This is a genomic window from Rhizobium nepotum 39/7, from assembly GCF_000949865.1.
GTDB lineage: Bacteria > Pseudomonadota > Alphaproteobacteria > Rhizobiales > Rhizobiaceae > Agrobacterium > Agrobacterium nepotum.
In genome coordinates this window covers 36869-50565 of sequence record NZ_JWJH01000015.1, presented here as the reverse complement: position 1 = coordinate 50565, position 13697 = coordinate 36869, and the positions used below count along the sequence as shown (strand labels likewise).

At 59.7% G+C, this 13697-nt stretch carries 13 protein-coding genes; 5 read left to right on the top strand and 8 right to left on the bottom strand.

Annotated features, from left to right (window positions below):
- Positions 1 to 24 precede the first annotated feature (24 nt).
- Both RS75_RS16210 and RS75_RS16205 read right to left on the bottom strand, forming a co-directional pair.
- Positions 25 to 2358 (bottom strand): methyl-accepting chemotaxis protein, encoded by a 2334-nt coding sequence (locus RS75_RS16210; protein ID WP_045022325.1) that lies wholly within the window; start codon positions 2356 to 2358, stop codon positions 25 to 27.
- A gap of 167 nt (positions 2359 to 2525) precedes the next feature.
- Positions 2526 to 3386 (bottom strand): LOG family protein, encoded by an 861-nt coding sequence (locus RS75_RS16205; RefSeq protein ID WP_045022324.1) that lies wholly within the window; start codon positions 3384 to 3386, stop codon positions 2526 to 2528.
- 143 nt (positions 3387 to 3529) lie between these two features.
- On the opposite strand from RS75_RS16205, the gene dapD reads away from it, so the two are divergent.
- Genes dapD through RS75_RS16190 form a run of 3 tightly spaced genes read left to right on the top strand, consistent with a single transcriptional unit; the run spans position 3530 to position 6175 of the window.
- On the top strand, positions 3530 to 4384 hold the full coding sequence (gene dapD / locus RS75_RS16200) for a 2,3,4,5-tetrahydropyridine-2,6-dicarboxylate N-succinyltransferase (RefSeq protein ID WP_045022143.1): 855 nt from the start codon (positions 3530 to 3532) through the stop codon (positions 4382 to 4384).
- Positions 4385 to 4398: 14 nt separating this feature from the next.
- Positions 4399 to 5595 (top strand): succinyl-diaminopimelate desuccinylase, encoded by a 1197-nt coding sequence (gene dapE, locus RS75_RS16195; protein ID WP_045022142.1) that lies wholly within the window; start codon positions 4399 to 4401, stop codon positions 5593 to 5595.
- Positions 5579 to 6175, top strand: a complete 597-nt coding sequence (locus RS75_RS16190; RefSeq protein ID WP_045022141.1) for a hypothetical protein — start codon at positions 5579 to 5581, stop codon at positions 6173 to 6175. The genes dapE and RS75_RS16190 overlap by 17 nt, the downstream gene beginning before the upstream one ends.
- A gap of 21 nt (positions 6176 to 6196) precedes the next feature.
- Here RS75_RS16190 and truA read toward each other — a convergent pair whose 3' ends face one another.
- Genes truA through def form a run of 3 tightly spaced genes read right to left on the bottom strand, consistent with a single transcriptional unit; the run spans position 6197 to position 8492 of the window.
- Complete coding sequence (gene truA, locus RS75_RS16185) at positions 6197 to 6997, bottom strand: tRNA pseudouridine(38-40) synthase TruA (RefSeq protein WP_045022140.1); 801 nt, start codon at positions 6995 to 6997, stop codon at positions 6197 to 6199.
- Positions 6997 to 7932: a methionyl-tRNA formyltransferase gene (gene fmt / locus RS75_RS16180; protein WP_045022139.1), complete on the bottom strand. Its 936-nt coding sequence runs from the start codon at positions 7930 to 7932 to the stop codon at positions 6997 to 6999. Before fmt ends, truA begins: the two co-directional genes overlap by 1 nt.
- A 47-nt stretch (positions 7933 to 7979) precedes the next feature.
- On the bottom strand, positions 7980 to 8492 hold the full coding sequence (def, locus tag RS75_RS16175) for a peptide deformylase (protein WP_045022138.1): 513 nt from the start codon (positions 8490 to 8492) through the stop codon (positions 7980 to 7982).
- 148 nt (positions 8493 to 8640) lie between these two features.
- Here def and RS75_RS16170 point away from each other — a divergent pair, with 148 nt between their 5' ends.
- Positions 8641 to 9834, top strand: coding sequence for a DNA recombination protein RmuC (locus RS75_RS16170; protein ID WP_045022137.1), 1194 nt, complete (start codon positions 8641 to 8643; stop codon positions 9832 to 9834).
- A gap of 52 nt (positions 9835 to 9886) precedes the next feature.
- Positions 9887 to 10786: a ribokinase gene (locus tag RS75_RS16165; protein ID WP_045022136.1), complete on the top strand. Its 900-nt coding sequence runs from the start codon at positions 9887 to 9889 to the stop codon at positions 10784 to 10786.
- A gap of 115 nt (positions 10787 to 10901) precedes the next feature.
- On the opposite strand, the gene trmB is transcribed toward RS75_RS16165, so the two are convergent.
- The 3 genes from trmB to RS75_RS16150 all read right to left on the bottom strand — a co-directional run bounded on the left by trmB (position 10902) and on the right by RS75_RS16150 (position 13572).
- Positions 10902 to 11600, bottom strand: a complete 699-nt coding sequence (gene trmB / locus RS75_RS16160; protein ID WP_045022135.1) for a tRNA (guanosine(46)-N7)-methyltransferase TrmB — start codon at positions 11598 to 11600, stop codon at positions 10902 to 10904.
- A 111-nt stretch (positions 11601 to 11711) separates the two neighbouring features.
- Positions 11712 to 12965 carry a methionine adenosyltransferase gene (gene metK / locus RS75_RS16155; protein WP_045022134.1) on the bottom strand — a complete coding sequence of 418 codons (1254 nt, stop codon included), beginning with the start codon at positions 12963 to 12965 and terminating at the stop codon, positions 11712 to 11714.
- Positions 12966 to 13152: 187 nt separating this feature from the next.
- Entirely contained in the window at positions 13153 to 13572 is a 420-nt protein-coding gene (locus tag RS75_RS16150) for a helix-turn-helix domain-containing protein (protein ID WP_045022323.1), read from the bottom strand.
- Positions 13573 to 13697: the final 125 nt, after the last annotated feature.

The following is a 13697-nucleotide window of genomic DNA, read 5'->3' as shown; positions in this document are numbered from 1 at the left end:
TCATTTGGAATCGGGAGATATTCCTCAGAACTCGGTCCAGTCATCCTGCGCCAGCGCGTTTGTGCCGCTGGTTCTGGCACGGGCGCGTGGCGCCGCCGGGCGACCCGATGCCTGTGACGCGGCCGCAGGCGCGCGCATCGCCGCCGCAGTGGCGCGCAATTGCTGGCTGGAATGGCCGCCGGACACGGTGAAACCGGCAACGAGCGATTTCAGCGTTCCGGCCTCGCTATTCAGGGTGACGCTTGCAGCCGTGGTTTCTTCCACCATCGCTGCGTTCTGCTGCGTAACCTGATCCATCTGGGTCACGGCGGAGTTGATTTCCTTCAGACCCACCGCCTGTTCACTGGCGGAGGCGGAAATCTGCCGTATCAGCTGATTGATCTGCAAAACCTGATCGGCGATATTTTTCATCGTCTCCCCGGCCCTGCCCACCAGCTGGACACCCTCGCCCACCTGTCTTGCCGAAGTGTTGATAAGACCCTTGATCTCCTTGGCAGCGGTTGCCGACCGCTGCGCCAGTTCGCGCACTTCCTGTGCGACGACGGCGAAACCCCTGCCCGCGTCACCCGCACGCGCGGCTTCGACACCGGCATTCAACGCCAGAAGATTGGTCTGGAAGGCGATCTCGTCGATCACGCCGATGATGCGCGAGATTTCGGACGAGGATTGCGCGATGCCTTCCATGGAGTTGACGGCCTGCTGCACGATCTCGCCCGACTTGCCGGCGTCGTCGCAGGCATGGCCGACGGCTCCGGCCGCCTGCGCAGCATTTTCCGCGCTGGAATTAACCTGCGCGGTCAACTGGTTGAGAGCGGCTGCGGTCTCTTCCAGGCTTGCGGCCTGCTGTTCCGTGCGGTGCGAAAGATCGCTGGCGGCGCGGGTGATCTCGCCGGTGCCGTTACCGATGCTGACAACCGTTCCGTTGACGGTGGAAACGGTTTCCTCAAGGCTGGCGAGCGCCGAGTTGAAGTTGTTGCGGAGCTTGGCATAGTCACCGGGGAACTCGTCCTCGATCCGGTAGGTGAGATTGCCCTGCGAAAGGGCGTTGAGACCCGCACCGAGCACGCCGACCATATGCTGCTGCATCCGGCTGTTTTCAGTGCGTTCGAACTCGGATCGCTGGCGCTCCGTTTCCGCATTGCCGCGCTGGACGGCGGCATCCGCCTCCATTTCACGGATACCGGCAAGCTTCGCGCGGAAACCTTCAAGCGCCGTTGCGACAGCACCCGTTTCATCCCTGCGGTCCTGTCCGGAGACCGGAACGTCGAAATGGCCGTCGCTCAGTGTTTTCACGTCAGAGACCAGCGAGGCTAGCGGGTTGCGGACGAAATGGCGGACGGCGAAATAAAGCGCAGCAATGACGGCTGCGAGAATGACGATCGCACCGAGGATCATCAGATAGGTCTGTTCCTGGACCGGCGCGTTCAGCGCCTGATGAGGAATATCCACCAGAACCACCCATGTCGCATTGAGGCTCGGAACGGCGAAGGGATAGACAAGCCGGTTGTAGGGTGCATCGGTATCGAGGCCGAGATTTTCAATGAGGCCCTGCTTGCCGGATGTGATCGCCGCCTGAACGGTGTTGGCACCTTCACCGTCATAGGCTTTCATGTTCTGCTCGGGTGTCGGCGGCACCAGCCATTGGCCACCCTGCGAAACAAGCGTCACGCGCCCCGTCTCGAAAGGATGCAGCGCCTGCAGCTTCTGGGAGAGCGAGGCCAGCGAAATATCGACACCGGCCACACCGATCATCTTGCCGTCCGACATCACGGGATAGGCGAGCGAGGTCATGGTGGTGGGCACTTGCGTACCTTCGGCCAGATAGGGCTGGGTGATGGCGCCCTTGCCGGATTTGGCGGCCAGCGCATACCATTCCGCCGCATAGTCGTTCTTGAAGGTCGAAAACTGGATCTCGCCCTTCTGGGTCTTCGACCAATAGGGGGCAAATGCACCGTTTTCATTGGTGCCGAGATCAAGCCTGCCCGCAATCTCCGTGCTCTGTCCGTCGAAAAGGCCCAGCTGTTCGCAGAACCAGCTTCCGAAAGCGAAGGCATTCTGTTCGACATTGGCCTTGAGGATATTGACGATGCCGGGGCGGTCCATCGATTTCGCCTGGTGCGCGCGGCCGATGATGCCGGCCATGGAACGCGCGGCGCTGCCCAGCTCGCCCACATCGGCGGCGATGACGTTGGCGATGGCGCGCGCCTCGGTATTGGCCTGATCCATGGTCAGCGAATGGACACGGTTGCTGGTCTGGGAAATGAGGAAGGAATTCGATGCGACAAGAACCGTGGTGATTGCACAGCCGGTTACAAGGATCAGCTTGGTCGCAAGCGACTTCACTTTGAAATTGAACATTTTGGCCTCGATCAAAGCGCCGGCCCGAAAAGGCGGCGTCAACGGATGAAAATCTCCGTCATGGAGGCCCGTCCAAAATGGGACAGTGTGCTGCATCGCGACGAGGTAAAATTAGGTTATGTTTGCTAATTAAACCCTAAAATTACTTCGTCGCCTCAAGTAAAAAATCAGTGCTCGTAATAGGCGGATATGATGTTCCATGCATCGTCGGCCGTTTCGGCGAAATGCAACAGCTCCATATCTTCGGGCGCAATGGTGCCGAAGTCCGCCAGGAATTCGAAATTGACGACGGAGCGCCAGAATTTCTCCCCGAACAAAATGAGCGGGATTGGCGCCATGCGCTTCGTCTGGATCAGGGTCAGCGTCTCGAAGAGTTCATCGAGGGTACCGAAACCGCCGGGGAAAATCACTACGGCCTTCGCCCGCATCAGGAAATGCATCTTGCGAATGGCGAAATAGTGGAAGTTGAAGCTCAGCTCCGGCGTGACATAGGGGTTGGGTGCCTGCTCGTGCGGCAGAACGATGTTGAGACCGATCGATGGGCCGCCTACGTCGGCAGCACCGCGATTGCCCGCTTCCATGACACCCGGACCGCCGCCGGTAACCACCACATATTCCAGGTGCCCGGATTTCGCGCCATAATCGGTACAAAGCCGGGCGAACTTGCGCGCCTCCTCGTAATAAATGGAGGCTTGCTCCAGATTGCGCTTCTGCGTCTCGTTGCGCGCCGCCCATGCCTCACCGCCCGGTTCGGGAATACGGGCGCCGCCGAACATAACGACGGTGGATTTGATCCCGCGCTCGGTGAGCGCCATTTCCGTCTTCAGAAGTTCCAGCTGCAGCCTGACGGGGCGCAATTCCTCGCGGCATAGAAAGTCCATGTCCACATAGGCAAGCCTGTAGGACGGGGAATCCGACTGCGGCGTTTTTTGAACGACCTCGGCCTGCTGCTTGTCCGCAGAGCTTCGCTTCAACGGGTCCCATACCCCGTCCTTGCGCTGCAATTTGCCGTTTTTCAGTCGTGTCATTTCGATGCCTTTCGTCTGACGCGCCAAATCACCCAAATCACATTGACGCCTTTCCAACACTCCCTTAGATCAAATGGCCAGAGCCTTCCAGCGGTGCGGGACCATCCGTGACCACGAACACACGCGACTTTAAGGAATTTTCCATGAGCCTTACGGATCTCACCTCCCTCGAAACCATCATCGAAACAGCCTTCGACAACCGTGACGGCGTAAATGTATCGACGAAGGGCGAGGTTCGCGATGCCGTGGACACATCTCTTCAACTTCTCGACAGCGGCAAGGTCCGCGTCGCCGAAAAGCAGGCGGACGGGAACTGGAAGGTGAACCAATGGCTGAAAAAGGCCGTGCTCCTCTCCTTCCGGCTGAACGACATGGAAATCGTCACCGGCGGACCGGGTGAATCCACCTGGTGGGACAAGGTGCCGTCCAAGTTCGAGAACTGGGGCGAAAACCAGTACCGCGCCGCGGGTTTCCGGGCCGTGCCCAACGCAGTGGTGCGTCGCTCCGCCTATGTGGCAAAGAACGTGGTGCTGATGCCCTCCTTCGTCAATCTCGGCGCCTATGTCGATGAAGGCACGATGGTCGATACCTGGGCAACCGTCGGCTCCTGTGCGCAGATCGGCAAGAACGTGCATCTGTCAGGCGGCGTCGGCATCGGCGGCGTTCTGGAGCCGCTTCAGGCCGGCCCGACCATCATCGAGGATAATTGCTTCATCGGCGCCCGTTCGGAAGTCGTCGAAGGCTGCATCGTGCGCGAAGGCGCCGTTCTCGGCATGGGCGTCTTCATCGGCAAGTCGACCAAAATCGTCGATCGCGCCACAGGCGAGATTACCTATGGCGAAGTGCCGCCCTATTCCGTCGTCGTTGCCGGCACCATGCCTGGCAAGCCTTTCCCGAACGGCGAGCCGGGCCCGAGCCTCTATTGCGCCGTCATCGTCAAGCGCGTCGATGAAAAGACCCGCTCGAAGACCGGTATCAACGAACTTCTGCGCGACTGATAGAAGCCACTGACATGACCACGACCGATCCCGTTGCCAATCTCGCCGCCCTTATCCGCTGCCCTTCGGTGACGCCCGCCGAAGGTGGTGCGTTATCGCTGCTCGATACCCTGCTTTCGCCGCTTGGCTTTGCGGTGGAAAAAATGGTGGCGACGGAAGCCGGAACGCCTGACGTGGAGAACCTCTATGCCAGGCTCGGCACGGAAGGTCCGCATTTGATGTTTGCGGGCCATACGGATGTCGTTCCGGTGGGCGACGAGGCGGCGTGGAGCCACCCGCCCTTTGCGGCTGAAATCGCCGGCGGTGAAATGTTCGGCCGCGGTGCGGTGGACATGAAGGGCGGTATCGCCTGTTTCGTCGCCGCCATTGCCCGCCATATCGAAAAACACGGCAAACCGAAGGGTTCCGTTTCCCTCCTGATCACCGGCGATGAGGAAGGCCCGTCGATCAACGGCACCTCCAAGCTTCTGGAATGGGCCGCCGCCAGAGGCGAAACATGGGATGCCTGCGTTGTGGGCGAGCCCACCAATCCCGACCAGCTGGGCGACATGATCAAGATCGGCCGCCGTGGATCGCTTTCCGGCCGCATCACGGTACACGGCGTGCAGGGCCACGCCGCCTATCCGCATCTGGCCGACAATCCCATTCGCGGGTTGTTGCAGCTGACCCATGCGCTGATGCACCCGCCTTTCGATCACGGCACGGATGATTTCCAACCTTCCAATCTGGAAGTGACGACCGTCGATACCGGTAATGCCGCCACCAATGTGATCCCGGCGCGGGCGACGGCGGCCTTCAACATTCGTTTCAACGACAGCTGGACGGTGGAAAGCCTGCGCGCGGAAATCATCCGCCGCCTCGATGCAGCCGCTGCCGGGGGAGACCTTCGCCCGGACCGCGCACCGGCCAAATACGAGATCGTCTGGGCTGACCGCCCGGCCCATGTTTTCCTGACACGGAACAATGCCCTCATCTCGTCGCTCTCCGGCGCCGTGGAAGCCGTGACCGGCAAGGAACCCCGACTTTCGACCACCGGCGGCACATCGGATGCACGCTTCATCAAGGATTATTGCCCGGTGGTGGAATTCGGCCTCGTCGGACAGACCATGCATATGGTCGATGAACGCGTCGCCGTCGCCGATCTTGAGACGCTGACGCGTATCTACGAGACTTTTATCGAACGCTGGTTCACCCATGCCGACGGCAAGTGAAATAAGGCTCTATCTGAAGGGCCTGTGGCTGTTGCTGCTCGGCGACCACACCGGCGCGCGTTATCTGGACCTGTCCGAGCGTGGCATGTGGCGGTCGTTCTATTCCATCCTCTGGTGCCTGCCCGCCATGCTGATTTCCTGGCTGTGGCTGCGCGCCGCCTTCCTCGCCAGCTATCCGCCGGGCACCGGAACGGGGTTCATCTTTTTCTTCCGCCTGGCGATGGTCGAGGCCATCTGCTGGATCGTGCCGCTGCTGTTGATCGGCATGCTGCTGTTCGCATTCGGTGCCCGGGAAAAATTCGCGCCCCTCGTCACCACCATGAACTGGCTATCGCTGCCGTTTTCCTATGCCTATGCGGTTCTGATTCTGATCGCGTTCTTCCTGCCGCCTTTGCAGGGGCTGATCGCCATCCTCTGGCTGGCACTCTTGCTGTCGCTGGTCTTCGCCTTTTCGCGGATCGTGAGGTTCTTCATCCGCGACCAGTCGCTGCTCGTCTCGGCGATCGTCATGACCCTGCTCGTACCCGGCATGCTTCTCTCGGAAGCCCTGCAACGTTTTCTCGGCGTCTATCCCGCCTGAGAACCGGCACGAGCTTCCAAGTCAGTCCGCATCCTCGGCCGTTTCGGCTTTTGAATACACACGCGGCGGAATGACGTCGGGATAATCGACCTGCATGAAATAAAGACCGTCCGGCGGCGCGACGGGCCCGCAGGCTTTGCGATCCCGCGCCTCCAGTGCGGCACGCACATCCTCCGGCGTCATGGCGCCTTCGCCGGCCATTTTCAGCGTACCGGCAAAAGAGCGTATCTGGTTGTGCAGAAAACTCTGTGCGGTGGCGCGTATCTCGATGAGATCGCCATTGCGCGTCACGTCCAGCCGGTCGAGCGTTCTGACCGGGCTGTTCGCCTGACAATGGACCGAGCGGAAAGTCGTGAAATCGTGCCGGCCAACAAGCATCTGGGCTGCCGCATGCATGCGCTCATGGTCCAGATCCTTCGACACCCACCAGGCGCGCTTGTGCTCCAGCGCCAGCCGCGCCTTGCGCGAGATGATGCGATACAGATAATGGCGGCGCAACGCGGAGAAGCGCGCGTCGAAATCCTCGGTCACCGCCGTTACGTCGACAACCGAGACGGCCTCCTTCGCCATGGCCAGATGGGCGTTCAACGCATTACGCAGCGTGTAGGGTTGCCATTCGCGGGAAAGATCGACATGGGCGACCTGCCCCACGGCGTGTACGCCGGAATCGGTGCGGCCCGCGCCGCGAATGGAAACGGTTTCGCCGGTCAGCGACCGGACAGCGGCTTCAAGCGCGCCCTGGACCGAAGGGCCGTTGTTCTGTCTCTGCCAGCCGAAGTAAGGCGAGCCATCATATTCGATGGTCATGCGGAAACGCGGCATCAGCCAAGCCTCGTCGAGGCGGGAACCGGCGTGCCGCGAACGAAATCGACAGCCGACATCGGCTTGCCGCCCGCCTTCTGCAAGCGGGTGAGCCGCACGGCACCGCTGCCGCAGGCGATGGTGAGGGCGTCATCGAGCGCAGCGCCCGCTTCTCCCATGCCGCTTGCCAGTTCGGAGGCCAGCACCTTCACACGTTCCGCCCTGCCGCCGATTTCCATTTCCAGCCACGCACCGGGAAAGGGCGAAAGGCCGCGAATATGATTATGCACATCCTGCGCGGGCCGGGAAAATTCGATGCGGGTCTCGCCCTTGTCGATCTTGGAAGCATAGAGAACGCCGTCTTCCGCCTGTGCGACGAGAGGCAGATCATCATCTTCCAGCTTGTCCATCGCCTGTTTCATCAGCCGCGCGCCTGTTAGCATCAAGCTATCGTGCAATTCACCTGCCGTGGTGTTCTGACCTATCGCGACCTTTGCAGTCAGCGCGACGGGGCCGGTGTCCAGCCCCTTTTCCATTTTTATGACCATCATGCCGGTCTCGGCATCGCCGGCCATGATCGCCCGCTGGATGGGCGCCGCACCGCGCCAGCGCGGCAGCAGCGAGGCGTGGCCGTTATAACAGCCAAGCCGCGTGCCGGAGAGGATCGCCTCGGGCAAAAGCAGCCCATAGGCAACGACGACCGCAACATCGGCGTTGAATTCCTTAAATTGCTGCCGGTCTTCCTCAGCCTTGAAATTCACCGGCGTCAGCACGGGCAGGCCCAGCAGTTCGGCCGCCTGGTGCACCGGAGATTTCTGAAGATCGAGACCGCGGCGGCCGCCGGGACGCGGTGGCTGCGTATAGACGGCAACGACCTCGTGACCCGCTTCCACCAATGCACGCAATGTGGGAACGGAAAACGCCGGCGTGCCCATGAAAATGATGCGAAGAGCCATAATCGCCCCCTGTTTCCTACGCCGTTCCGTCTCCGGTTTAAGGCGGATCAGATCTTTGCGCGGGCTGCCTTGGTGAATTTCTTGATGACCATCTCACGCTTCAGCCGCGAAATACGATCGATGAACAGAATGCCGTTCAGGTGATCGATCTCGTGCTGCAGACAGGTTGCGAGAAGGCCGTCCGCATCGATGGTCTGCTGCTTGCCGTCACGGTCGACATATCTCATCGTCAGGGACGCAGGGCGCTCGACCTCGGCATAATAATCGGGAATGGACAGGCATCCTTCCTCATAGGCCGAGACATCGTCGGACACTTTGAGGATTTCCGGATTGATGAAGACGACCGGCTTTTTCTCCTCGTCGTCGCGCGAAACGTCGATCACCAGCATGCGGCGCGGCACGCCAACCTGAATGGCGGCAAGGCCGATACCCGGCGCATCATACATGGTTTCGAGCATATCGTCCGCAAGGCGCAACACTTCGGCATCCACCTGTTCGATGGGCCTTGATTGCTGGCGCAACACGGGATCGGGCAAAATGATAAGCGGTTTGATAGTCATGGCTTCCCATAACGTATCTCTTGCGCGGAGGAAATAAAAAATACGCGGGTGAAAAGGGCCCTTTGGCCTGTTTCGCCCGACTCATTTCTGCCGCATGAATGTTCTTGTTTTGATCTTACGAATCACTGGAAATCTGCTAGATTTGGTCATGAGCATCGATTTCTCTTTTCTCCTCGATCCCGCCTTGCGTGCCGGCTCCGTCGACATCAGCTTCGGCGCGCTCCTCGCGGCTCTGGTTTTCGGCCTCTCCGCTTTGTGGGTGGTCGCGAAAAGTCGTGAGAAAAAACCGGAAGCCGATGGTGAAATTTCCGACCTGCTGAAAACCCAGTCCGAATTGCACGGCCGGATCGCGGCAATGGCGGAGACGCTCGGCACACGCCAGACCGAGATGGGCCAGACGATCAACCAGCGCCTTGACGGCATGTCGCAGCGACTGGGCGAAACGCTGACAGAGCAGACCCGCTCAACGCACGAAAACCTGAGCCGCTTGCAGGAGCGGCTTGCGGTTATCGATGCCGCGCAGGGCAATATTCAGGATCTGGCAAAGGATGTGGTCGGTCTTCAGGCGATCCTCTCCAACAAGCAGACGCGCGGGGCCTTCGGACAGGCGCGCATGGAAGCGTTGATCGCCGATGCGCTTCCCCCTGGCGCCTTTCAGCTTCAACCGACGCTTTCGAACGGCTACCGGCCCGACTGCATCATCAGGATGCCGAACAACGCGCCATCCCTTGTCATCGACGCCAAGTTTCCGCTGGAGGCCTGGAATGCGCTGAAAGCGGATGAAACGCCCGAGGGCAAACGGGCCGCCACCCAGCAGTTCCGCCGGGATATGGAAGTGCATATTCGCGATGTGGCGGAAAAATATCTGATACGCGGCGAAACGCAGGATACGGCCTTCATCTTCGTACCTTCCGAATCGATCTTCGCTGATATTCACCAGCATTTCGAATATCTGGTGCAGCGCGCCCACCGCGCCCGCGTCGTCATCGTTTCGCCATCGCTTTTGATGCTGTCGGTGCAGGTCATCCAGTCGGTCTTGAAGGATCAGCGCATGCGCGAGCAGGCGCATCTCATTCAGGGCGAAGTCGCCCTTCTCATGGATGATGTGCGGCGGCTGGACGACCGGACGCGCAAGCTGCAAGCCCATTTCGGGCTGGCGCAGAAAGACGTCGACATGATGCTGATATCCTCCGACAAGGTGCTGGCACGCGGCCAGAAGATCGAAGGTCTCGATTTTTCACCCTCTGAAAAAGAAACCTCTCACGGGGAAATCGAACAGGCGCGGCGCTTTGCGGAAAACAGGGCGGGAACGGCGAAACTGCGAGTGGTTGACGACGAGTGATCCCCTCGGGCAAAGTCGCCGCCTCGCTTAAATCCCATACGGACATGCCCCCATGATTACTGTTTTCGGCTCCATCAACATGGATCTCGTCGCCACCGCCAAACGTCTGCCCAAACCCGGTGAAACCGTGACGGGGGAGACCTTTTCCACGGCGGCTGGCGGAAAGGGAGCCAATCAGGCGCTTGCCGCACGACGCGCGGGCGCCACGGTCAAAATGGCGGGCGCTACGGGCGACGACACCTTTGCCGCACCGGCTCTGACATTGCTGCGCGATGCCGGCACCGACCTGTCGCTCGTCAAGACCGCACCCGGCCCCACGGGGACGGCCGTGATCCTGATCGGTGAAGGCGGGGAGAACATGATCTCGGTCATTCCCGCCGCCAATGGCGAAGTCTCCGCATCTGACGCCGCAAAGGTCGTGGCGGAGATGTCGGCGAGCGATATTCTGATGCTTCAGTTCGAGGTGCCGGCATCCGCTATCGAAGCGGCGCTGACTGCCGCGAAGGCAAAACGCATCACCACCATCATCAACACCGCGCCGCTGACCGCCGATGGGTCGCGCCTTGCCGGCCTTGCCGATATCGTCATCGCCAATGAAACCGAGTTCGAGCTGCTGATCGGCAAAAGCGGCCTTTCAGCTTCCGAACGGGAAAGCGAAATCAAGGCCCTGCACGATAAGACCGGCCAGACATTGATCGTGACGCTTGGTGCGGACGGCGTGATCGCCATTCGCAACGGCAAGGTTTTCAAGGCCTCCGGTCTCAAGATCGAGCCGGTCGACACGGTCGGCGCGGGCGATACCTTCTGCGGTTATCTTGCCGCAAGCCTCGATCAGGGGATGGATTTTGAAAAGGCGCTGAAGCGCGCCGCTGTCGCAGGCTCGCTCGCCTGCACCCGCGCCGGCGCCCAGCCTTCCATTCCGGTTGCGGCGGAAGTGGACGCGAATATCTGACAGCCGGCTGATTAGAGCATTTCCAGTAAAAGTGCGTAGCGGTTTTACGTCTGGAAAATGCTTGAAAATAAAGAACTAGAGCACGTCCAACGATTCCGTTTAAACTGGACGTGCTCTAGGTACGGATGAAGGTGAGATAGGCCGAGCTGCGGCCTTCTCTTTTCGCCTTGTTCTCGTAACGCGTGCCTGGCCAGTTGGCATAGGGCGTGCGCCAGTCCTCAGCGCTTGCCGCCGTCCATTCGAAACCGCCATGGCGAGCGCAATGTTGCAGCGTCCAGTTGACGTAGGTATCGATATCGGAGGCGAAGCAGAACTTGCCGCCGGGTTTCAACACGCGATGGAAACGGGCAAGATTGACGTCGGAAACGAAACGGCGCTTCCAGTGCTTCTTCTTGGGCCAGGGATCGGGATAGAGAAGGTCGATGTGACCGATGGATGCTTCCGGCAGCCAGTCGAGCAATTGCGTCGCGTCATCGTCGTAAAGGCGGATATTCATCAGCTCGCCTTCACGCACGCTCGCCAGCAGCTTTGCCATAGAGTTGACGAAGGGTTCGACGCCGATGAAACCGGTCTCCGGGTTTTCAACCGCGCGGTGGGCAAGATGCTCGCCGCCGCCGAAACCAATTTCCAGACGAACCGATTTCACATCCGCCGGAAAGAGAGCGACGAGATTTTGCGGCGGCGTGCTTTCCAGATCGATTTTCAGCAAAGGCAGCAGGTTTTCGATCGTATCGATCTGCTGATTGCGCAGGGGCTTGCCCTTGCGTCTGCCAAAAAAAGCTTCCGTTGCGCGCGAGCGCCGCTCTTCCGTCATGTCATACTCTCAAGAACAAATAGACTTAACCCGCACAGCGCCACATGAGGCGCTGTGCGGGTTACAAAAGGTTGGTGACGGTATCTCTCAATCGCCGTCAAATAACAAGGCTCAGGCGCTCAAAGCTTCCTTGAGCGGCTTCACCAGATCGAGCTTCTCCCAGGAGAAGGAGCCGTCACGGCCGGCCTTGCGGCCGAAATGGCCGTAGGAAGACGTCTTGGCGTAGATCGGCTTGTTGAGATCGAGATGACGACGGATGCCCGACGGCGACAGATCCATAACCTTGCGGATGGCGGCTTCGACCTGATCTTCGCTGACCTTGCCCGTATCGTGCAGATCGACATAGATCGACAAGGGCTGGGCGATGCCGATCGCATAGGAAATCTGGATAGTGCAGCGCTCGGCCAGGCCGGCAGCCACGACGTTCTTGGCGAGATAGCGTGCAGCATAGGCGGCGGAACGGTCGACCTTGGTCGTGTCCTTGCCGGAGAATGCGCCGCCGCCATGCGGAGCGGCACCGCCATAGGTGTCGACGATGATCTTGCGGCCCGTCAGGCCCGCGTCGCCATCGGGACCACCGATCACGAATTTGCCCGTCGGGTTGATATACCACTGGCAATCATCGGCGATCTTCAGGTCGCCCAGAGCTTCGCGGATATAGGGTTCGACGACGTCGCGAACCTTCTTCGAATCCCAGCTTGCATCGAGATGCTGCGTGGACAGAACGATGGATACCGCTTCCGCCGCCTTGCCGTCGATGTAACGAACCGTCACCTGGCTCTTGGCGTCCGGGCCGAGCTTCGCCGCTTCGCCTTCGCCGCTCTTGCGGGCGGTGGCGAGCAGTTGCAGGATACGGTGGGAATAATAGATCGGCGCCGGCATCAGGTCCGGCGTTTCGCGGCAGGCGTAACCGAACATGATGCCCTGGTCGCCAGCGCCCTCGTCGCCCTGCTTGTCGGAGGCGTTATCCACGCCCTGCGCGATATCCGCCGACTGCGGGTGCAGGAGAACGTCGATCTTGGCCGTCTTCCAATGAAAACCGTCCTGTTCGTAGCCGATGTCGCGGATCGCCTTGCGGGCGGCGGACTTGAACTTGGAGGGGTTGATGATCGGGTGGCCGGCGGCGTCCTTGACGACCTTGTCCTTCTTCAGCAGGGTATCGGGAACCCGAACCTCACCGGCGATAATGACGCGGTTGGTCGTCGCAAGCGTTTCGCATGCGATGCGCACGGTCCAGGGATCGACACCCGTCTTGGACGCTTCACGATAAATAAGATCCACGATTTCATCGGAAATACGGTCACAAACCTTGTCCGGATGACCTTCGGCCACGGACTCGCTGGTGAACAGGTAATTGGCACGCATGCGGGATTCCCCTCAAAGAATGGTCTTCGAGTTTGTTAGTCATTTCGGCCATGAAAGACAAGGACACAACCACATAAATATATCTTTATGTGAGAATTCGTTTCTAATTTGGCACAAAAAAACGGCCCTTGCGGACCGTTGAGTGCCAGCACCACACGCTGGAAAATAGAGACGTCGCTTACAGGCGCTACTCCGCCTCACCTTCGGCGGCAAGCGCCTTGACGAGATCGACGAGGCGACGGCGAACCTTCGGATCGGCAATCTTCACAAAAGCGCGGTTCAGCTGCAGGCCTTCGGCCGACGAGAGGAAATCCACCACATAGTTGGAGCTGGACGCTTCCGCCATACCTGTCGCGCCGCCGACCTGATCGCCCGGTGCATCTTCGAAGAAAAAGGAAACCGGTACGTTCAGGATCCCGGAAATGTTCTGCAACCGGCTGGCGCCAACGCGGTTCGTGCCCTTTTCGTATTTCTGGATTTGCTGAAAGGTAATTCCGAGGCTTTCACCCAGCTTTTCCTGGCTCATGCCCAACATGGTTCTACGAAGGCGAATTCGGCTTCCGACATGAATGTCGATGGGATTAGGCTTTTTCTTATTTTCGGTCATCATGCGGTCCTGACACTCGGAAAGGGTTGATATCTCGTTCCACTACTATTCGAAGAAATGAGTCGGCATTTCGGCAGCGTCTAAACTTGTTTTACGGCTGACGTATTCACTATGCAATTGCAGGG

What these genes read in the sequence shown, in the direction of transcription:
- RS75_RS16210 (WP_045022325.1), bottom strand. Translation starts at nt 2,358, where the DNA reads ATGTTCAATTTCAAAGTGAAGTCGCTTGCGACCAAGCTGATCCTTGTA.
- RS75_RS16205 (WP_045022324.1), bottom strand. Translation starts at nt 3,386, where the DNA reads ATGACACGACTGAAAAACGGCAAATTGCAGCGCAAGGACGGGGTATGG.
- dapD (WP_045022143.1), top strand. Translation starts at nt 3,530, where the DNA reads ATGAGCCTTACGGATCTCACCTCCCTCGAAACCATCATCGAAACAGCC.
- dapE (WP_045022142.1), top strand. Translation starts at nt 4,399, where the DNA reads ATGACCACGACCGATCCCGTTGCCAATCTCGCCGCCCTTATCCGCTGC.
- RS75_RS16190 (WP_045022141.1), top strand. Translation starts at nt 5,579, where the DNA reads ATGCCGACGGCAAGTGAAATAAGGCTCTATCTGAAGGGCCTGTGGCTG.
- truA (WP_045022140.1), bottom strand. Translation starts at nt 6,997, where the DNA reads ATGCCGCGTTTCCGCATGACCATCGAATATGATGGCTCGCCTTACTTC.
- fmt (WP_045022139.1), bottom strand. Translation starts at nt 7,932, where the DNA reads ATGGCTCTTCGCATCATTTTCATGGGCACGCCGGCGTTTTCCGTTCCC.
- def (WP_045022138.1), bottom strand. Translation starts at nt 8,492, where the DNA reads ATGACTATCAAACCGCTTATCATTTTGCCCGATCCCGTGTTGCGCCAG.
- RS75_RS16170 (WP_045022137.1), top strand. Translation starts at nt 8,641, where the DNA reads ATGAGCATCGATTTCTCTTTTCTCCTCGATCCCGCCTTGCGTGCCGGC.
- RS75_RS16165 (WP_045022136.1), top strand. Translation starts at nt 9,887, where the DNA reads ATGATTACTGTTTTCGGCTCCATCAACATGGATCTCGTCGCCACCGCC.
- trmB (WP_045022135.1), bottom strand. Translation starts at nt 11,600, where the DNA reads ATGACGGAAGAGCGGCGCTCGCGCGCAACGGAAGCTTTTTTTGGCAGA.
- metK (WP_045022134.1), bottom strand. Translation starts at nt 12,965, where the DNA reads ATGCGTGCCAATTACCTGTTCACCAGCGAGTCCGTGGCCGAAGGTCAT.
- RS75_RS16150 (WP_045022323.1), bottom strand. Translation starts at nt 13,572, where the DNA reads ATGACCGAAAATAAGAAAAAGCCTAATCCCATCGACATTCATGTCGGA.